Here is a 19167-nt window from a genome sequence, read left to right as displayed (position 1 = left end):
AAAGGGATTAAATTTCCACGATCTATATCGCTTTTAAGAATATACGGGTTAGCCCTAGGCGGAAATTTCGGAATGAACATCACCCTTGCTCAGGGCTCGGCATGCTGACCTTCAAGCAGATCGAGGCGCTGTACTGGACCGTGCGGCTGGGCACGTTTTCGGCATCGGCGCAAAAGCTGCACACCACGCAATCGGCCATCACCAAGCGCATCCAGGAACTGGAGGCGGACTTCGACGTGGCGCTGTTCGACCGCTCGGGCCACCGCGCGGAATTGACGGCGCGCGGGCACGAGGTCTATGCGCTGGCCGAAGAAATGCTGGGGCATCGCGACCGCTTGCTGGTGCGTTTGAAGGGCCAGCACACGCTGACCGGAACGTTTCGCTTCGGCATCACCGAGATCACGGCGATGACGTGGCTGCCCGCGCTGATCCGCCTGCTGCGCGCGCACTATCCGCGCATCACGCTTGAGCCGCACATCGACCTGGGCGCCGACCTGCTCAAGCGCTTGCAGGCCGGGCAGCTGGACATGGCGTTCCTGCATGGGGAATTCGCGGAACCCAACTTGCAGGTGGTGGCGCTACAGCGGCTGGAATTCGCGTGGATGGGCAGCCCCGACCTGATCGACGCCAGCCGCGTCTACACGCCCGCCGACATCGCGCGCCTGCCGCTGCTGCGGCAAAGCCGCGAATCGGGCTTGAACATGATTTACGACGGGTGGCTGCGGCCGCACACGCCCGACAGCAATATCTTCACGATCAACAGCCTGATCGCAATGGCGGGGCTGACCGCCGCCGGCTTTGGCGTCAGCTGCCTGCCGCGCGATTACTTTGCGGACATGGTCAGCAAGAAGCAGCTGGTGATTGCGCGCACCAGCACCGCGCCGCCGCAATCGGTCTACAGCGCGATGTTCCGCCGTGACGCGGACGTGGCGTTTTGTGAAAGCGTGGCCGAGCTGGCCGAGAGTTGCTGCGAGTTTTCCGGCGGCATCTGAAGCCCGCCGGTGGGTCGGGCGCGGGCGTTACAACACGCCCAGGATTGCGTCGCGAGCCTGATGCGACAGCTCCAGCCGCGTGGGCAGGCTGCCATCCGGATGCCGCGCCGCCAGCGGCGGCAGGAACACCACTTCAACGGCCAGCCCCGTCGCGCCCAACACGCGCCAAAGATTGGCCACCAGGCTTTCTTCGCCAACAAAGGCGGCAAAGCCGTCGCGCTTGCCGTGGCGCAGGAAGCGCAGCGCCACCGGCTGGATCTCAACGGCCGCCGAACGCGCCGGTTCGAACAGGCTGGCATGAAATGGAAGCAGGTCGAAGCCTTCGGTCGTGGTGCCTTCGGGAAACAGCCCCACCGCATCGCCCAGCTTGAACCGGGCCTGCATGGCCTCGCCCATCGCGTGCACCGCGTGCCGTTGGCCGCGTTCGATGAACAAGGTGCCGGCGCCCGCCACCAGCCAGCCGATCACCGGCCATTTGCGGATCTCGCTTTTGGCGACGAACGAGGTGGGGCGCGCGGAATTCAGGACGAAGATATCGATCCACGACACATGGTTGGCCACCAGCAGCACGGGCCCGGTCATGCGGGGTTCGCCCTTGAAAGCGACCTTCAGGCCACAGACGGCCATCAACGCGCGAGACCATGAACGGTTCAGCCAGGCGCGCGTCGCGGGGCGGATGAAGGGGTAGACAAGGCCCACGCACACCAGGCCATAGACAATCAGCGGCAGCACCAGGGCCAGCCGTAAGACAAAGCGCAGCAGCTTCAAACTGAAGTCTCCCAGGCCAGTTGGCCACCGACCACGGTGGCGCGTACCCGACCGGGCAGCATCATACCCGCGAACGGCGTGTGCGGGCTGCGGCTTTGCAGCGCCGACGGCGTCACCAGCCATTCGGCGTCCAGGTCCACCACGCAAGCATCGGCGGGCGCACCCACGCCCAGTTGCCCGGCCCGCGCCGCGCTGCTTGCTGAGCCGACTGCCGGGGCAAATGCCGAGCCGACCGTCCGGCTATTCTCCAGGCTGTTCAACACGGCGCCGGGGCCGGATGTGACGCGCGCCAGCGCGTCGGCCAGCGGCACACGATGGTCGCGCGCCCATTTCAAGGTCAAGGACAGCAACAGCTCCAACGCCGTTGCCCCTGGCGTGGACGACGCGAACGGCGCCGCCTTGCCCAGCGTGTCCACGGGCGTGTGGTCCGAACACAGCGCCGCAACCAGGCCGTCGGCCAACGCCGCCTGGATGGCGTCGCGGTCACGCTGGCCGCGCAGCGGCGGTTGCAGGTGGTAGTGCGTGTCGAAGAATCCGATGTCCACGTCGGTCAGGTGCAGGTTGTGAACCGACACGTCCGCCGTCACCGCCAGCCCCTCGCGCTTGGCCGCGCGCAGCAGCGCCAAGCCCGCCGCCGTGGACAACCGCGTCAGGTGCACGCGCGCGCCCGTTGCCCGCTGCAATTCAAAAATCGTATTCAGCGCAATCGTTTCCGCTTGCGGCGCCAGGCCTTCCAGCCCCAGCCGTTCGGCATAGGCGCCCCCGGCAACCACGGCGCGCGGCGCCAACCACGGGTCTTGCGGGCGCAGCCACAGCGTGTGGCCCAGCCCGCTGGCATAACGCATCGCGCCCCACAGCACACGGGTATCCGCGATGCCATGTTCGCCCTGTGCGAACGCCACGCAACCGGCCTGGGCTAGCAAGCCCATCTCCGTCAGCGTCTGGCCCGCCAGCCCAACCGTCATCGCGCCCAGCGGGTAGATGCGCGGGTGGCCGGCTTCCTGTTGGCGCATCAGCGCGTCGACCTTGCCCGGTTCGTCCGGCGCGGCGTCGGCATCCGGCGGCATCACCAGGCGCGTCACGCCGCCTGCCAATGCCGCGCGCAATTCGGCGGGCGCGAAGGCCAGACCGGTCGCGTGGCCAGGCTGCGCGACCCTGGCCGACAAGTCGACCAGGCCGGGCAACACGGCCAAGCCCTGCGCATCGAATACACGGTCGGCCTGGAAGCCGTCGGGCGCGGTGCCCACCGCGACGACATGGCCGTCGGCAAGGTAAAGATCGTGCCGCCCGTCCACCGCATTGGCGGGATCGATCAGGCGGCCGTTGGCGATATGCAGCCTCATGGCGCGTCTCCGGCCAGCAGGCTCAACGCGGCCAGGCGCAGATGCTGTTCCAGGTCCGCCAACTGCGCCTGCACGGGCGGCAGGCTGGCGGCCACGTCGCCGTCCACTTCCACGCCCGGCGTCAATGCGCCCACGGGCAACAGCAGCGCATCGGGTTTGGCGGCGGCAAGCGCGGCGGGCGTCAGGCCGTAGCCATGTGCGTATTCGCGCGCGGACGGCAGCAGCGCGCCGCTGATCTGCTCAACCTTCAACGGCAAGACGATGATGACGTCGGCGTCCAGCAAGCCTTCGTACAGGCTGCCGCATTCGCGCACGCCCAACTGCGGCAAGCCTTCCGGCAGCAAGGTGCGCGGCGCGACCACGCGCACTTCGGGCACGCCCAGCGTGGTCATGGCGTGGATGACGGAACGCGCCACGCCGCAATGGCGCACGTCGCCCACCAGCGTCACGGCCAGGTTGGTCAGGTCCTGCCTTGCGTTCAGCATCGCCTGCACCAGCGCCAGGGCAGGCAAGGGGTCGGCATGCGATCCATCGCCGGCATTAAGAATGCGCAGTCCCGGCGCGGCATGCGCGGCGGCGCAATGCGCCGCGCCACTGGCCGCGTGGCGCAATACCAGCACGCCCGGCTGCAAACCGGCCACGGTCTGCGCCAGGGGATCGCCGGCGTGCGGGTCCACGGCTTGCGCGTCCAGGACCACGGGCAGCAGGGACAGGCGCGTCGCGCAGGCGGCATACGCCTCGCGGTCGTCAGCCAGGGACAGGAACACGGGACATGGCGCGACGATGGCGTCGGACGTGGGGGAGAAGGGCGTGGGAGAGAACGATGTGGCGGAGAACGACGTGGGGGAGACGGGCACGGAGGGCGTCGGCGCCGTCTCTGCCGACCGGGCATAGCCGCGCGCATCGTCAAGCAAGCGCTGGACGTGGCGCTTGGGCAGCCCTTCCGTTGTCAGCAGATGGATGAGTTCGCCGCGGCGATCAAGTTGCGGATTGAGCATAGAAGAAGCCGGGCCGCGCGTATCACGGCGCTGGCAGGGTATCCAGATATCGTTGCAGGATAACAGCCGCTGCCATCGCGTCGTCGGCGGCGTGCGTGCCCAGCAGCCGCTGCGCTTCCATGCTGGAACCGCGTTCGTCGACCAGTTCAACGGCGATGCCGAAGCGGCCGTGCAGTTGGTTGGCGAAGCGGCGGCAGCGCGCGGTGGCGGGTTGTTCGCCGCCATCGGCGTCAAGCGCCAGCCCTACCACCACACGGTGCGGCTGCCATTCCTGCAACAGCGCCGCGATGCGGCCAAAGCGCGCATCGCGGATTTCACTGAAGATGATTTCCAGCGGGCGCGCCTGGCGCGTCAGCGTGTTGCCGATGGCGATGCCGATCTTTTTTTCGCCGAAGTCAAAACCAAGCAGTGTTTCTTCAGGCATGGCCCGCATCGCCCGCCAGCATGACCGGATCGATGCCCAGCAGCTTGAGCGCGGCCGGGTAGCGGTCTTCGGCGGGTACGTCGAAGATGATGTGATCGTCGGCGCCGACATTGAGCCACGCGTTCTGGCCCATCTCGCTTTCCAGCTGCCCCGCGCCCCAGCCGGCATAACCCAGCGTGACCAGCATGCGTTCGGGGCCGTTGCCGTCGGCCACGGCTTGCAGCACGTCGCGCGAGGTGGTCAGCGCCATGGCGCCCATCTTGATGCTGGAGCTGTAGTCGCCGGCGGGCGCGTGCAGCACGAAGCCGCGGTCGGTCTGGACCGGGCCGCCGAAATAAACCAGCGTGTCTTTGACGGGGCCGATTTCAAGCGTCAGTTCGATGCGCTCGAACAAGGTGCCCAGCGTCAGGTCCGTAGGCCGGTTGATGACCAGCCCCAGCGCGCCGCGCTCGGTGTGTTCGCACACGTAGATGACCGAGCCGGCCAGGCTGCCCTCGACCATGCCGGGCATGGCGATCAGGAACTGGTTGGCAAAGTTGGCCGCCTGCGTGGTGGCGGATTCGTGGTGTTTTTCCGTCATGGCAACCCCTTTGGGTAGTCTGAAAGAACCGTCGACGTGGCACACGGCGGCGTGGCCATCTTGCCTGTCGGCAGACCGTCGTCGGTTGCGTTGGATGGGGCGATGCCCCATCTTACGAGCCCTGGCGGAATGGGTCAGCGGGTCGGGTTCAGATTTCCATCAATTCGAAATCCTCTTTGCGGGCGCCGCATTCGGGACAGACCCAGTTCGGCGGCACGTCTTCCCAGCGGGTGCCGGGCGCGATACCTTCGTCGGGGAGGCCGGCCTCTTCGTCATAGACCCAGCCGCAAATCAGACACATCCAAGTACGCATAGTTCTCTCTTACATCAATTCCCGACCCGGTTCCCCGTGGCGGGGCAAAGGTGGGGGGCTTCCATTAGAATGGGGACAATCTTACCGAAACCCAATAGGGGTTCCCCTGATTCACCTCAAAATGAGTCCGGGTACTCCGCTCAAAGCTCAAGCGCTGTCCACGTGGCCCCCGTTACCCCCCCTCTCGTTTTGGTCTTCGGCCCGTTTGATCCCTCGGGATCGGACGGCCTGCCCGCGGACGCCGTTACCTGCGCCCGCCTGGGCTGTCATGGCCTGGCGGCCGTGACCGCACTGACTGTGCAGGACACTGCCGGCATCGAAGAAATCCATCCCGTTTCGCCCGACCTGCTGGACGACCAGGCACGCTGCCTGCTGGAAGATATGTCCGTGCAGGCCATCAAGGTGGGCGGACTATACACCGCGGAAACGGCAAGCGTGGCCGCGCAGGTGGCCGCTGACTACAGCCAGGTGCCGCTGGTGTTGCACCTGGGCCAGCGCGCCCCGCTGCCCGCCGACGCCGCCGATGAAGACGACGCCGACGACCTCCTGGCCGCGACGCTGGAGCTGGTGCTGCCGCAGACGAATCTGCTTGTCATCGAACACCTGCGGCTGGCCCAGTGGCACGCCGACGGCGACATCGATATCGGGGACGCCCCGTCCCCCATGCACGCCCTGGTGGCGGCCGGCGCGCAGTGGGTGTTGGTGCTGGGCAGCCCGCAGCGGCCCGGCCACTTCGCCAACGTGCTGCTCGGCCCCAGCGGCCAGACCCACACCTGGCCCTGGCAGACCCCGCCCGACCGCAACGGCGACGCCGGCGGCCTGGCCGCCACGGCCATCACCGCCATGCTGGCGCGCGGGCTGGACATGCCGGAAGCCGTGCGCCAGGGCCTGGCGCATGCCGATGCCTCGGTGGCCGCCAGCTTCCTGCCGGGCATGGGCCGGCGCATTCCCAACCGGATCCAACCGCAATGAAACCCCTGCGCTTTCCTTCCGGCCTGTACGGCGTGACGCCCGAATGGGACGACACCGACCGCCTGCTGCAAGCCGTGCGCAAGGCCGCTGAGGGCGGCATGCGCTCCCTGCAATTGCGCCGCAAGAACGTGCCCGACGCCGTGCGTGCGGCGCAAGCGCGCGCCCTGGCGCCGCTGTGCCGCGAGCTTGGCGTGGTGTTCCTGATCAACGACGACTGGCGCCTGGCGCTTGACGTGGGCGCCGACGGCGCGCACGTCGGCCGCGACGACGAAAGCCTGGCGCACATCCGCGCCGAAGCCGGCCCCGACCTGATTCTGGGCGGCTCCAGCTACGACGACCTGACCCGCGCCCGCGAACTGCTGGACGCCGGCGCCGACTACATCGCCTTTGGCGCCATGTTCGCGTCCACCGTCAAGCCGGACACCGTGCGCGCGCCGCTGTCGGTGCTGACCGAAGCGCGCCGCCTCGTCGACGAGCGCGACGCGCCCCGGCCCGCCGTGGTCGCCATCGGCGGCATCACGCCCGACAACGCGCCGCTGGTGGCTCAGGCCGGCGCCGACGCCATCGCCGTCATCACCGCCCTTTTCGAAGCGCCCAGCATCCGTGCCGCCGCGGTGGCCTGCTCCGCGCCCTATTCCGCCAACCCTCTTCGCAAGCCTTGAACGCCATGTCCCGTAACGAACAGCTTTTCGATCGCGCCTGCCGCAGCATCCCCGGCGGCGTCAACTCGCCCGTGCGCGCCTTCCGCTCCGTGGGCGGCACGCCGCGCTTCATCAAGCGCGCGCAAGGGCCGTACGTGTGGGACGCGGACGACAAGCAGTACATCGATTACGTGGGTTCTTGGGGCCCCGCCATCCTGGGCCATTCGCACCCCGAAGTGGTGCGCGCGGTGCAGGAAGCGGCCGTCAACGGCTTGTCGTTCGGCGCCCCCACCGAAGCCGAAATCGATCTGGCCGAAGTGCTGATCTCGCGCCTGCCCTCGCTGGAACAGGTGCGCCTGGTCAGCTCCGGCACCGAAGCCACCATGACGGCCATCCGGCTGGCGCGCGGCGCCACCGGCCGCGCCAAGATCGTGAAGTTCGAAGGCTGCTATCACGGGCACTCCGACAGCCTGTTGGTCAAGGCCGGTTCGGGCCTGCTGACCTTCGGCAACCCCAGCTCGGCCGGGGTGCCGCCGGAATTCGTGTCGCACACGCTGACCCTGGAATACAACAACCTGGATGCCGTGCGCGAAGCCTTCGCCCAGCACGGCGCCGACATCGCCTGCATCATCGTCGAGCCGGTTGCCGGCAACATGAACCTGATCAAGCCCGCGCCCGGCTTCCTGGAAGGGCTGCGCGAAGTTTGCACCCAGCACGGCGCGCTGCTGATCTTTGACGAAGTGATGACGGGTTTCCGCGTGGGTCCGCAAGGCGTGCAGGGGCTGACCGGCGTCAAGCCGGACATCACCACGCTGGCCAAGGTGATCGGCGGCGGCATGCCGGTGGGCGCCTTCGGCGGCAGCGCCGACGTCATGAAGCACATCGCCCCGCTGGGCGGCGTCTACCAGGCGGGCACGCTGTCGGGCAACCCGGTGGCCGTGGCCGCCGGCCTGGCCACGCTGCGTTTGATTGCCGCGCCCGGCTTCTATGACAAGCTGGCCGCGCAAACCGCAAAGCTGGCCCAGGGGCTGCAAGAACGCGCTCGCGCCGCCGGCCTGGCGTTTTCGGCCGACTCGGTGGGCGGCATGTTCGGCATTTACTTCAGCAACACGATCCCGACGTCGTTCGCCGAAGTCTCGCAATGCGATACCGCCGCGTTCAACCGCTTCTTTCACGCCATGCTGGATCACGGCGTGCACTTCGCGCCGTCGGCATTCGAAGCGGGCTTCGTGTCGGCCACGCACGACGACGCGGTGATCCAGTCCACGCTGGATATCGCTGAAAAGGTCTTCGCCGCCATCTAGGCATCCGGGCGGCACGGGCGCCGGGCGGCAAGCCTGGCGCCGGTTTTTGTTCAGGGCGTTTTGTAGTGCTCGTACAGGGCCGTCACGTCCCGCACATACGCCTGCGTTTCGGCATACGGCGGCACCGCATCGTATTTGCGCACCGCCCCTTCCCCCGCGTTGTACGCCGCCAGCGCCAGATCGAGCCGGCCGGGATACTGGTCGATCAGCCGACGCAGATGGCGCGAGCCCGCCCGCACATTCGTTGCCGGGTCCACCAGGGCGCGCTCGATATCGTCCACCGCCAGCACCGACGCCGCCGTCGCGGGCATCAGCTGCATCAAGCCCAGCGCGCCCTTGGGCGAACGCGCATCGCTGCGAAAACCCGATTCAATCGCAATGACCGCCGTCAGCAAGGCGCGGTCCACGCCCGAGTCCTGGGCGGCCCTTTCGATCAGGCCATCGTGCGCGGTAGGCATGGCCTCGCCCCAGCGCAGCGCGCGTGATGTCGGCGCCAGCGCGGCCAGGCGGGCGCCGTCGCCGGCTTGCGGCGCGCAGTCCAGACAGACCTTCATGCCGTTGCCCCGCCACGCCGTCCGCGTCTGCGCCCGCTTGTAATGCTTGGCATAGCCGGTCGGCACCTTCATGGCGCGCCAGACGCCGTAGGGGTCCTTGTAGCGGTAGATCTCGGCAGCCTGCGCGGGGCGCGAGGGCGCCAGCGCCAGAGCGCCCAACGCAATCGCCATCAGCACCGCCATGCCGCCCGCACGTGCCACAAAGGCGTTGAAGGCCAGCGGAATGGGTCGGTGTCGAGGGTCCATGGTTGGGGCTCCGGCGGCGTCCAAAGACGCGTTGGCGAGCCCCTATGCTGCGGCGGTCGACCCGGTTTGTCGCTAGGCCCTACGCCCTAGTCCCTTGCCCGAGGATGCGCCCGCTGGGAACCTGGGGGACATACCTAGGACATACGGCGGACGCGAAGCTCAATATGTCGTAATATTTCGATTATTTTCCAAATGAATGAACCTGGCCGATCGTGCCAGGCACGGAGAGGCAAAGATGGACGCAGAAAACACGCTCCAGCTGGTGCTGGAAGCCAGCACCAACGTCCTGACGGCAATCTACACGCCGCCCCCACGCCAGGCCCCCTCTGCCCAAGACCCCGCCCAATCCTCTGCCGGCGCCGGTCCAGACGCCGCGTCCGACTCGCGCTCCGCCTCCGACGACGGCGACGCCGATGCGCAGCAGGCCGACGCCGACCTGGCCGTCGAAGCCGAACCCGCCCCGCCCTTCAATACCGACATCCCCAGCTGGGACACGCTGACCGCCGCCGCCGTCGCCAACGGCTGGGGCGCCGAAGCGCTGGACAACCACGCCGTGCTGGCCTTTATCGACCGCTGCCGCACCGCCACCGAACCGGTCCAATTCCCGGTGGGCATGGTGGTGGACGGCGCGTTCGAGCTGGAACTGGACCCCAACCGCATGACCGCGCTGCTGACGCTGCACCCGCCCAAGGGCGGCAAGCCGGTCACGCTGGACACGCTGCGCCAGGCCGTGGCCGACCGCGGCATCGTGCACGGCGTGCTCGACCAGGCGCTGGCCGAGGCCGTTGAAAAGGGCACGCGTGAAACCGTGGTCATCGCCCAGGGCACGCCGCCCACGCGCGGCACCCCCACCCGCTTCGAAAGCCTGCTGGACCGCCTGAAACCGCGCGCGCAGGAAATCGATGAGTTGGCGCAGGTGGACTACCGCGACCTGGGCAGCCTGCTGCTGGTATCGCCCGGCACGCCCTTGATGCGCCGCATACCGCCGCTGCCCGGCGTGGACGGCGTCACCGTGCTGGGCGAACCGGCCTTGCCGGATGAACTGCCCGACACCCCGTTCTCCCGGGACCTGTCCGGCGTCGAGGTGGACCCAGAAGATCCGCTGCTGCTGCGCGCCACCATTGCGGGCACGCCCACCTTGATCAGCCACGGCGTGCAGGTGAACCCGATGGTCGAGGTGGACGCCGTCAACCTGTCCACCGGCAACATCACCTTTGAAGGCTCGCTGCAAGTGCGCGGCGACATCGCCGCCACGATGGAAGTACGCGTGACGGGCGACGTCGTGGTCAACGGCACCATCGAAGCGGCCCTGGTGGAAGCCGGTGGCAGCGTCACGGTCAAGGGCGGCATCATCGGCATGGCGGAAGCCTTGCAGGACCCGTCCGCCACCGCGCGCACCGCTCACATCGTCTGTGGCGGCATGCTGCGCGCCAAGTTCATCGAAAACGCGATCATCAGCGCCGGGCAGGACGTCGAAGTGGAACGCGAGATCCGCCAGAGCAGCATCGCGGCGGGCGGCAGCGTCCACGTCGGGCCGCCCAACACGCAGCAAAGCGCCATCACCGGCGGCCAGATCCGCGCGCTGAACGCCGTGCGCGCCGGCACCATCGGTTCACCGTCGGGCATCCCCACCCTGGTCCAAGCCGGGCTGGACCCGCACGCCGACATCAAGCGTTCCGCGTTGACGCGCAAGCGCCTGAAGATGAACGAGGAAAAGGCCAAGCTGGAACAGCTGCTGATGTTCTTGCAGGCCAATCCGCAACGCGCCCCGGGCGACGTGGTCGAGCGCGCGCGCAACACCCACGTCAAACTCAGCGGCGACTTGATCGCCCTGGACGAGGAAGAGGGGCAACTCGTGCGCGACCTGCAACCGCTGCACACCGCCACCGTCACCGCCACCCGCCGCTTTTGCAGCGGCGCGAAGATTCAGCTGGGCAACAAGGTGCAGGAATTCCTGGAAGACCAGGTGGGCGGCAAGGCCGGTCTGGAAGAAGGCGAGATCGTTATCCGCTAGCTCGGCTCGGCCGGCTCAGGGTGCCAGTTCCTTGAACCACACGCGCGGCGAAATGCCACGGTCGGGGCCCAGGATGGAAAAGCCGCCGTCCACCGGGATGTCCACACCCGTCATCCACGAGGCCGCGTCCGAGCAAGCGAAGCACACGGCGGCGGCAATTTCGTCGCCCGACCCCACCCGGCCCAGCGGATGAAAATGCGCCCCCACGGCGTCCGCCGCCTGGCGCGATCCGCCCGACAGCTGTTCAACGGACGGCGACCACGTCCACGCCGGCGACACCGCCAGCACGCGCACGCCGGCCGGCGCCAATTCCACCGCGAAGTTCTTGGTGATTTGCAACATGGCCGCCTTGGACGCCGGATACAGCGCGCGCCCGGCCGCGCCGAACTTGCCGCCCGTGCTGCCCATGTTGACCACCACGCCCCCGCGCGGCAAATGCGGCGCGGCCAGCTGCGTGAAGATGGCGGCGGACACCAGGTTGGTGTCCAGCGTGGCGTGCCATTCGTCGCGCGATGACGCCAGCCCGCGGTCGGCGTACTGGCAGGCGTTGTTCACCAGAATGTCCAGCCGGCCAAAGCGCGCCAACGCGGCGTCGATGCAGCGCTGAATCTGCGCATCCTCGCCAATGTCGGTTTCGCAATACAGCGCGCGCCCGTCCAGTTCTTGCGCCAGTGCCTGGCCGGCCGGTGCGTTGCGCCCCACCAGCACCACGTTGGCGCCCGCCGCCGCCAGGCCGCGCGCGATGTCCGCGCCCAGGCCCTGCGTGCTGCCGGTGATGATGGCGGTCTTGCCGGCCAAGCCGGGAAAGCCTGAAAAGTCCATGAAGAATCCTTGATCAATGCGGCGCGGCTGCCCAGCGCATCGCTTGCGCCACCGAACCCGTTTGCGCAATCAGCCGCATGCTGGCCAGCGAGGCCTCATGCACGGACAGGTCGGCGGACGCGCACGCGTCCTCGGCCACCATCACCTCAAAACCGATATCGGCGGCGTGGCGCACCGTGCCTTCCACCACCGAATGCGTGGCCACGCCGGCCACCACCAGCCGGCGCGCGCCGATCACGCGCAGCGTTTCCTCTAGCGGCGTGCCGTAGAAGGCGCTGATGCGGGTGTGCTTCACCACGAACTCGCGCGGGCTTGCCGCCACGGGTTGCAGCCCGTCGTAGAACTCGCTGCCCCACTGGCCCTCTGGCACCGCGCCAATGGACGCCACGTTGCGAAAGATGGCGCAGTTGGGCAGCAGGTCGGCGTAGTCCGGACGAAACGCAATGCGCACGTGCACGATGGGCAACGATCGCGCGCGCGCACCGTCCAGCAGCGCCGCCGCGTTATCGAGCAGGCGCTGGCGCGCGCCATTGTCCGCATCCAGCCCGACGCGGATCTTGCCGTCGGGATGCAGCACGTCGTTCTGGTAGTGCAGCGCCAGCACCGCGGTATCCGCCAACATCACACGAACACCTCGAACACATCGTGCACGTCGTCGCAATTGACCAGGTCCACGCGCTTCATGCGGATGCGCCAGCTGTCGCCTTCGGCGGCCAGCTTGTGCGTGTAGCGGCCCGCCAGCTGGCGCGGCTGGCGCTTGCGCCATTCGGTCATCTGGAACGCGGAATGCACCACCAGGTTGCCGCCCGCGTCCACGCCTTCCACCTGCACCCCGCCCACCAGCCGCACGCTGCGCGTGGGCGGCTGCTGCGACCAGTTGCGCGGATGCTCCAGCCGCCGGATGCGCACGTCGCGCAGCATGCGGTCTTCCCAGAACAGCGAGATATGGTCGTACGGGCTTTGCTGCCCGTGCACGCGCGGCATCCAGTACATACCGTCCTGCGTCCACAGCGCCTGCCAGTCGTCGTAGCGGCGCTCGTCCAGCAGCCGGGCCTCGCGATACAGGAACTGCGCGATGCGGTGATACGCATCGGCGGGCACCTCGGCGGGCGACAGGTCGGCCGTGCCGACATCGAAATCCAGGTCTAGCAGCATGCGCCTTCTCCCGTGGCGGGCGCGTGCGACGCCGCGCCGGCTTCCATGTAGGTCTTCCACGCGCGGAACTGGTTGCGCATGGGCAGTTCGCTGGTGCCGTTGACGGACACCATGCCGTCCGCGTCGCTGCGGTCGCTACCGTGATAGCGGTGCATGCTGACCCATTCGCCGCCGCGCGTGGCGTTGCCTTCCTGACAGCGGTTGTAGAGCTCGATGTCGTCGGGCATGACGTTGGACGACGGCGAATTGATGACGTTGGCGTACAGCATCGCGCGCTTGAAGACGCCGTCGGGCGCGCCCTTGCAGCGGAACGTCTGGATTTCGATCAGCGTACGGTCCACGGCGATGGGGCGAATCACGCGAAATTGCTGGAACACCGTGTGAGGCGAGCCGCTGCCGTAGATGACGGTGTTGTGGCGGTTCATGCCCAGGATTTCACGCGCGCGGTCTTCACCATACGCGGCGCTCAGCGTGTCGAAGTGCGCGCGCGACACCGGATCGCGTTCGGCGGCGCCGGGGTTGAAGATGCCTTCCATATAGCCGTGGCCGTTGTCGTAGGCGCGCAGCTCCAGCTTTTCCCAGAATTCGTAGGGCTCGCCGTTGCCGTCCATGATGTGCAGCTCAAGCGGCATTTCGCCCATTTCCTTGGCCTCGTCGCGCGCCGCCGCGTAGGACGATTCGTGCGTGACGCGGGCGTGCATCGTGTCATGCAGGTTTTCGTAGAACACCTTCCAGTTCGACCGCTGCATCACGCGGAAAATGCCGCCGGCCACTTCCACCTCGCCCACCGGCGAGCGGTCGCACAGGTTGTCGATGGACGAGCGCACGCCGCCCAGGAAGTCGACCAGCGCCGGGCCTTCCTTGGCCTGGCTGGCGAACACGAAGCCGCGATAGCTTTCCACGCGCGCCAGGCGGCGCATCGAGAACGCCGGGTCGGTGGGGTCATACGACGTACCTTCCAGGCCCTGCTTGAGCGGCACGCCCAGATGGCTGCCGTCCAGCTTGAACGTCCAGGCGTGGTACGGGCAGCGAAAGAACTTGCCCACGCAGCCCTCGCCGTCCGCCACCACCTTGGCGCCCTTGTGCGGGCAGCGGTTGTACAGCACGTGCACGCGGCCATCGGACGCGCGCACCATCAGCACGTCCTGATCGCCCACGCGGGTGGTGTGATAGTCGCCCGTCTTGGGCACCTGGCTTTCATGGCCCACGTAGATCCAGGCGCGGCCGTAGATGCGTTGCATCTCCAGGTCGAAGATGGCCGGATCGGTGTAGACGCCTCGGTGCACGCTGTCGCCGCGCACCATCTCGGACAGTTGTTGGTCGGTGTAAGACATCAGGCGCTCCTACTTGTTCTCGCTGTCTTTCCAACGCGCCATCAGCGTGTTGGACGGCAGGGTTTCATCCAGCAACTTGGCGGCGGTCTCGCGGCCCGCCACCGGCAAGCCGGTGGGGTCCAGCAGGCCCACCTGCACCAGCACGCTGGCCTGGTCCCAATAGATGTGCTCGTGATAGAGCTTGTCGCCCCGGAACTTCACCACGGCAAGCAGCGGAATTTCCACGGTGCGGCCGGTGGGCGGCACGCCGGGCAGCATCCAGTCGATCTCGGTGGTGTGCGTGAAGCAGAACAGCAGTTCGTCCACGATCTGGGTGGCGCCCACGGTGCGCGACAGCGGAATCAGGCGCGTGTCGGGCGGGTTGCCGTTGACGAAATGGTGCTGGTAGAAACGCGACAGTTCCTTGTGGCCCACGCCGCCCGTCATGGTGGGGATGTGGTTCACGTAGGGTTCGGCCACCATCGTCGCCATCGTGGCGGCCACGTCGCGCGTGCCGAATTCGTATTCGCAGTGCTTGTCCCACAAGTACGAATAATCGAACTCGGGGCCGATGGCGCGTTGCAGCGCGGCCATGCTGCGCTGGTGCGCCATCAACGCGGCGGGCTTGTCGTAGTGATCGCCGCCCGTGCGCGCAAAAGCGTGGTCCATGCCCGGGTACACGTACAGCTCGACGCCGGGCTTGCCGCCCAGCGCGTCCAGGATGCGCTGGCGCGCGGCGGGCGGACAGAAACCGTCCTGCTCGGCAATGTGCAGCACCAGGCGGCCGCGCAGGTTGACGGCTTCGTCCAGGCTGTCTTCGATGCCCACGCCGTAATACCCCACGGCCACGTCCACATCGGTGCGGCAGGCGGCCAGATAGGCCAGCTTGCCGCCCAGGCAATAGCCCAGCACGCCGACGCCGCCCTGCTGCTCGGGCAAGTCGCGCAGCAGGGTGATGGTGGCGGCAATGTCTTTCAAGCCCTGCTCGACGTCAAAGCCCTGATACAGCTCGAACGCGCGCGGCATGTCGGCCGGGCCGTCGGTCAGTTCAATGCCGGGCTGCTGGCGCCAGAACAGGTCGGGCACCAGCACCACATAGCCCTCTTCGGCCAGCAGCTGCGCGGCCCGGCGCATGAAGTCGTTCACGCCGAAGATTTCCTGGCACAGCACCAGCCCGGGGCCGTGGCCCGAGGCGGGCACGGCCAGATAGGCGCTGAAGGTCTTGCCGTCGTGCGAGGGAACGGTCACCTCGCGCGTCGTGATGGATGGGGTCATGCGGTTCTCCTGTGTTGCAACGTGCCCGCGGCGCGATTGCCGTGGCGGCCGGCGCCTATTTCATCTGGCAGGCGGCGGCGAACGGGTCCTGGTACTGCGTCAGCACCGTGCCCGACAGCTTGTTGGCCAGCTTGCCGTCCGCGCCCGCCTCAACGACGCGCAGGTAGTAGTTCTGGATGGGGTATTGGTTGCGGTTGAACTTGAAGTCGCCTCGCACCGATTTGAAATCCGCGCGCCGCAGCGCCGGGCGCAGCGCGTCGGCGTCCAGCTTGCCGCCCGTTTGCCGCACGGCGCTGTCCAGCAGCATGGCCGCGTCATAGCCCTGCGAGGCATACAGCGTGGGCGTGCGCTTGTAGGTCTTCTTGAAGTCTTCGACGAATTTCCGGTTGGCCGGGTTGTCCAGGTCGGCGGCCCACTGCGACGTGTTGCGCATGCCCACAATCGGCGCGCCCACCGCCGCGATGGTGTCTTCGTCACCCGAGAAACCGGGCGCCAATAGCGCGATGTCCTTGGACAGGCCCGCGCCGTTGAATTGCTTGATGAAGTTCACGCCCATGCCGCCAGGCAAAAAGAAAAACACCGCGTCGGGCTTGCTGGCGCGCAGCCGGGTAATCTCTACGCCGTAGTCCAATTGGCCCAGCTGCGTGTAGATCTCCTCGGACAGCCCGCCCTTGTACAGACGCTTGAAGCCGTTGAGCGATTCGCGGCCGCCCGGGTAGTCGGGCGCAATCAGCGCCACGCGCTTATAGCCCTGGTCCATGGCGTACTTGCCCATGGCGGCGGGGATGTCCTCGTTCTGCCAGGCCACCGCGAAAAAGTTGGGGTTGCAGCCGGCGCCCGCGTAGTTCTCGGGGCCCGTGTTGGTGCTGAGGTACACCGTGTTCGATTGCAAGATGGCGGGCATCACCGGCAGCAGCACGTTCGAGAACACGATGCCCGTCATGACATCCACGCGGTCGCGCTTGAGCAGGCGTTCCACCGCCTGGCGGCCTGCGTCCGCCTTCTGCTGGTCATCGGCCACGATGACCTCGGCAGGCAGGCCGCCCAGCTTGCCACCGGTATGTTGCAGCGCCAGATTGAAGCCGTCGCGGATCTCATTGCCCAGCGCCGACCCTGGCCCGGACAACGTCGTCAGCAACCCCACCTTGACCTTGTCGGCCGCCCCGGCGCTTGCCATGGCGGACATACAGACCAGCGCCGCCAGCGCGCGCCGGCTCCAAAGATGTTGAATCATGGGCTACCCCGTTTTCGCCGCCAGCCACGCTGGCGCAAAGCTGACAGATCCCGTCTGCCGTCGGTACACGCATGCCGCCGATCGAAGTCGCCAAGCTTACGCGCCGTGACGACGCCCTCCAATACCCGCAAGAGAGCTTGGGCTAGCGTATGCCGCCCGGGCGCGCCGCTCTATCCGTTTCCGCCCAGCCTTATCCGGGATTCACTTAATTCCAAACCCTGGCCGATTAATTTATTCTGGCCCCAGATACGGGAGCGTTCCCGTTCCGGAGGCTTCCATGCACGGCTGGTCACGACGAGAACTTGCGCCGCTATTCAAGCGCCGCGTGTTCAGCTCCACGCAACAGGACGAGACACGCACGCGCGTGTCCGAAGCGCTGAAGGAACACCGGCTGACCTGGAAGGGCGGCCGCGTGGACGCCGAGCTGAACCGGGGCCGGTTTGGCGCGCTGACGGTCTGTACGTTGCGCTACGGCGCCGAAGTGCATATTGAGCCCGACCGCTTGCAGGATTTCATGCTGGTGCAGGTGCCGCTGCGCGGCCGCGCGCGCATTGAATGCGGCGACGACTGCGTGGACGCCCACCCCGATTGCGCCGCCGTCATCGCACCGAACCGCCCGCTACGCCTGCACTGGGAGGCCGGCTGCGAGCAGCTGCTGTTGAAGATTCCGCGCGGCAAGCTCGAAGCCATCGGCCGCCGCGCCTTTGGCGAGGCCGCCACCCTGCCGCTGGACTTCAGCCCCGCGCTGCGCCTGGACAACCCCGTGGGCGCGGCCTGGCGCAGCATGGTCACCAGCATGATTCACCTGCTGCCCACGCTGGATGACGGCGCCCTGCGCCCGCCCTCGGCATGGCTGGAACACCTGGAAGACACGCTGGTGCTGCACCTGCTGTACAACCAGCCCAACAGCTGGCAGTCGCACGCGGGCCAGTCGCCCCGCTTGCCGCGCCGCCTGACGCTGGCGGAATCGTATATGCGCGAGCACCTGTCGGCCCCGCTGACCTTGACCGACATCGCCCGCCACGCCGGCGCCAGCGCTACCGCGCTGACCCGCTTGTTTCAGGAACACCGGGATACCACGCCCATGATTGCGCTGCGCGCGTTGCGGCTGGACACGGCGCGACAAAAGCTCAAGACAGACGCCCACGCCAGCGTCACCGACGTGGCGCTGGGCGTGGGCTTTGGGCACTTGGGAAGGTTCTCGGAGTATTACCGGGAACGGTTTGGCGAACTGCCGCGCGAGACGCGGCGTGGGCAAGGGTAGAACGCGGCCCGGGGCAAAGCGCCGGAATCAAGCCGCCCTTGGCACCGGCTCAGGCAGCGGGCACCACCGCCGTCACTTCGATTTCAACCTTGGCGCGGTCCTCGACCAGGTCCGCCACTTCCACCGCCGTCATCGCCGGAAAGTGCCGGCCGATGAACTCGCGGTAGTGCTTGCCGATGGCCGGATACGCCGCCACATAGGCCTCCTTGTCGGTGACGTACCACGTCATGCGCACGATGTGTTCGGGCTTGGCGCCGCCTTCGGCCAGGATGGCGACAATGTTCGACAGCGTCTGGCGGACCTGGTCCGCCAGATCATCCGATTCGAATTGCTGCTGCCCATTCCACCCCACCTGCCCGCCCACGAACACGAGCTTGCTGCCCACCGTCATTTCGGTAAGCACACCATTCGAATAGCCCCGGGGCGCCATCCAATCCGGCGGTTGCAGAATCTTCATAACGTCTCATCCTATTTATAAAAAACAAACGACTGGGTGGTCTCGCGGCGTCAGGCCGCGGGAACCAGATAAGCCTGCATGCGTTCCCGCAGGTCGGCAGGCATGGGCATGGACTTCATCGTCCGTAAATCCACCGTCACGATCGTCAGCGTGGCCGACAAGCGCAACTGTCCGTCCGGCCCTTCAAAGCGCACCAGCGCCTTGAACGACGCGCCGCCGATACGCTGGACTTCCAGCGTTTGGCGCAGGCGTTCATGCCAGCGGCTGGGCGCGCTGAAATCGCACGTCACCGACGCCATGGGCGTGCCGATATGCCGGTCCACATGCAGGGCATGGAAAGGCAGGCCCATGCCCTTGTCGAACCATTCTTCGACAAAGTCATTGATCATTTCAAAATAGCGGGGGTAGAACACAATGCCCGCCGGGTCGCAATGACGAAAGCGGACTTCTACCTGGCTGGTGAATGCTGCGGCCATGATGAGTTCCTGAGTTTCTGAT

Annotated in this window: 21 protein-coding genes; 6 read left to right on the top strand and 15 right to left on the bottom strand. The window is 67.2% G+C overall.

All coding sequences use genetic code 11. The features are described 5' to 3' along the window. Positions 1 to 101 precede the first annotated feature (101 nt). Positions 102 to 992, top strand: a complete 891-nt coding sequence (locus DVB37_RS02515; RefSeq protein WP_046806551.1) for a LysR family transcriptional regulator — start codon at positions 102 to 104, stop codon at positions 990 to 992. Between the two features lie 27 nt (positions 993 to 1019). On the opposite strand, the gene DVB37_RS02510 is transcribed toward DVB37_RS02515, so the two are convergent. The 6 genes from DVB37_RS02510 to DVB37_RS02485 all read right to left on the bottom strand — a co-directional run bounded on the left by DVB37_RS02510 (position 1020) and on the right by DVB37_RS02485 (position 5418). Then, positions 1020 to 1760, bottom strand: coding sequence for a 1-acyl-sn-glycerol-3-phosphate acyltransferase (locus DVB37_RS02510; RefSeq protein WP_046806552.1), 741 nt, complete (start codon positions 1758 to 1760; stop codon positions 1020 to 1022). Then, complete coding sequence (locus DVB37_RS02505; protein ID WP_120153715.1) at positions 1757 to 3103, bottom strand: dihydroorotase; 1347 nt, start codon at positions 3101 to 3103, stop codon at positions 1757 to 1759. The genes DVB37_RS02510 and DVB37_RS02505 overlap by 4 nt, the downstream gene beginning before the upstream one ends. Further along, on the bottom strand, positions 3100 to 4101 hold the full coding sequence (locus DVB37_RS02500; protein WP_120153713.1) for an aspartate carbamoyltransferase: 1002 nt from the start codon (positions 4099 to 4101) through the stop codon (positions 3100 to 3102). The genes DVB37_RS02505 and DVB37_RS02500 overlap by 4 nt, the downstream gene beginning before the upstream one ends. 22 nt (positions 4102 to 4123) lie before the next feature. Next, complete coding sequence (gene ruvX, locus DVB37_RS02495; protein WP_046806574.1) at positions 4124 to 4525, bottom strand: Holliday junction resolvase RuvX; 402 nt, start codon at positions 4523 to 4525, stop codon at positions 4124 to 4126. After that, positions 4518 to 5105, bottom strand: coding sequence for a YqgE/AlgH family protein (locus DVB37_RS02490; RefSeq protein WP_046806555.1), 588 nt, complete (start codon positions 5103 to 5105; stop codon positions 4518 to 4520). The genes ruvX and DVB37_RS02490 overlap by 8 nt, the downstream gene beginning before the upstream one ends. A gap of 148 nt (positions 5106 to 5253) precedes the next feature. Continuing rightward, positions 5254 to 5418, bottom strand: coding sequence for a rubredoxin (locus DVB37_RS02485; RefSeq protein WP_003814980.1), 165 nt, complete (start codon positions 5416 to 5418; stop codon positions 5254 to 5256). Between the two features lie 162 nt (positions 5419 to 5580). Here DVB37_RS02485 and DVB37_RS02480 point away from each other — a divergent pair, with 162 nt between their 5' ends. From DVB37_RS02480 to hemL, 3 genes are read left to right on the top strand one after another with little or no spacing between them, the layout of a single operon-like run. After that, positions 5581 to 6390, top strand: a complete 810-nt coding sequence (locus DVB37_RS02480) for a hydroxymethylpyrimidine/phosphomethylpyrimidine kinase (RefSeq protein WP_104145197.1) — start codon at positions 5581 to 5583, stop codon at positions 6388 to 6390. Then, complete coding sequence (gene thiE / locus DVB37_RS02475) at positions 6387 to 7052, top strand: thiamine phosphate synthase (RefSeq protein WP_046806557.1); 666 nt, start codon at positions 6387 to 6389, stop codon at positions 7050 to 7052. Before DVB37_RS02480 ends, thiE begins: the two co-directional genes overlap by 4 nt. Positions 7053 to 7057: 5 nt before the next feature. Further along, on the top strand, positions 7058 to 8335 hold the full coding sequence (gene hemL / locus DVB37_RS02470; protein ID WP_046806558.1) for a glutamate-1-semialdehyde 2,1-aminomutase: 1278 nt from the start codon (positions 7058 to 7060) through the stop codon (positions 8333 to 8335). Positions 8336 to 8385: 50 nt separating this feature from the next. On the opposite strand, the gene DVB37_RS02465 is transcribed toward hemL, so the two are convergent. After that, positions 8386 to 9135 carry a lytic transglycosylase domain-containing protein gene (locus DVB37_RS02465; protein ID WP_104145199.1) on the bottom strand — a complete coding sequence of 250 codons (750 nt, stop codon included), beginning with the start codon at positions 9133 to 9135 and terminating at the stop codon, positions 8386 to 8388. Between the two features lie 235 nt (positions 9136 to 9370). Between DVB37_RS02465 and DVB37_RS02460 the strand changes: the two genes are divergently transcribed. Beyond that, complete coding sequence (locus DVB37_RS02460) at positions 9371 to 11149, top strand: DUF342 domain-containing protein (RefSeq protein ID WP_120153711.1); 1779 nt, start codon at positions 9371 to 9373, stop codon at positions 11147 to 11149. Between the two features lie 15 nt (positions 11150 to 11164). On the opposite strand, the gene DVB37_RS02455 is transcribed toward DVB37_RS02460, so the two are convergent. From DVB37_RS02455 to DVB37_RS02430, 6 genes are read right to left on the bottom strand one after another with little or no spacing between them, the layout of a single operon-like run. Beyond that, positions 11165 to 11971, bottom strand: coding sequence for an SDR family oxidoreductase (locus DVB37_RS02455; protein ID WP_120153709.1), 807 nt, complete (start codon positions 11969 to 11971; stop codon positions 11165 to 11167). Between the two features lie 13 nt (positions 11972 to 11984). Beyond that, a complete protein-coding gene (locus DVB37_RS02450) occupies positions 11985 to 12593 on the bottom strand; it encodes a cysteine hydrolase family protein (protein ID WP_120153707.1) in 609 nt (202 codons plus the stop codon). Then, the gene (locus DVB37_RS02445) at positions 12593 to 13126 is read right to left on the bottom strand and encodes an aromatic-ring-hydroxylating dioxygenase subunit beta (protein WP_046806562.1); all 534 of its coding nucleotides are present in this window, start codon (positions 13124 to 13126) and stop codon (positions 12593 to 12595) included. The genes DVB37_RS02450 and DVB37_RS02445 overlap by 1 nt, the downstream gene beginning before the upstream one ends. Then, a complete protein-coding gene (locus DVB37_RS02440; protein ID WP_046806563.1) occupies positions 13117 to 14460 on the bottom strand; it encodes an aromatic ring-hydroxylating dioxygenase subunit alpha in 1344 nt (447 codons plus the stop codon). The genes DVB37_RS02445 and DVB37_RS02440 overlap by 10 nt, the downstream gene beginning before the upstream one ends. A gap of 9 nt (positions 14461 to 14469) precedes the next feature. Next, the gene (locus DVB37_RS02435; RefSeq protein WP_120153705.1) at positions 14470 to 15714 is read right to left on the bottom strand and encodes a dienelactone hydrolase family protein; all 1245 of its coding nucleotides are present in this window, start codon (positions 15712 to 15714) and stop codon (positions 14470 to 14472) included. 55 nt (positions 15715 to 15769) lie between these two features. Next, complete coding sequence (locus DVB37_RS02430) at positions 15770 to 16948, bottom strand: ABC transporter substrate-binding protein (protein ID WP_120153703.1); 1179 nt, start codon at positions 16946 to 16948, stop codon at positions 15770 to 15772. 277 nt (positions 16949 to 17225) lie between these two features. Here DVB37_RS02430 and DVB37_RS02425 point away from each other — a divergent pair, with 277 nt between their 5' ends. Beyond that, complete coding sequence (locus DVB37_RS02425; RefSeq protein ID WP_046806566.1) at positions 17226 to 18212, top strand: AraC family transcriptional regulator; 987 nt, start codon at positions 17226 to 17228, stop codon at positions 18210 to 18212. Between the two features lie 49 nt (positions 18213 to 18261). Here DVB37_RS02425 and DVB37_RS02420 read toward each other — a convergent pair whose 3' ends face one another. Together DVB37_RS02420 and DVB37_RS02415 are read right to left on the bottom strand one after the other, a co-directional pair. Next, the gene (locus DVB37_RS02420) at positions 18262 to 18669 is read right to left on the bottom strand and encodes a RidA family protein (protein WP_006217230.1); all 408 of its coding nucleotides are present in this window, start codon (positions 18667 to 18669) and stop codon (positions 18262 to 18264) included. A gap of 50 nt (positions 18670 to 18719) precedes the next feature. Continuing rightward, positions 18720 to 19145 (bottom strand): thioesterase family protein, encoded by a 426-nt coding sequence (locus DVB37_RS02415; RefSeq protein WP_046806567.1) that lies wholly within the window; start codon positions 19143 to 19145, stop codon positions 18720 to 18722. Positions 19146 to 19167: the final 22 nt, after the last annotated feature.

This window comes from Achromobacter sp. B7 (genome assembly GCF_003600685.1).
Classification (GTDB): Bacteria; Pseudomonadota; Gammaproteobacteria; order Burkholderiales; family Burkholderiaceae_B; genus Achromobacter; species Achromobacter spanius_B.
This window is presented reverse-complemented; position numbering and strand designations above follow the sequence as displayed.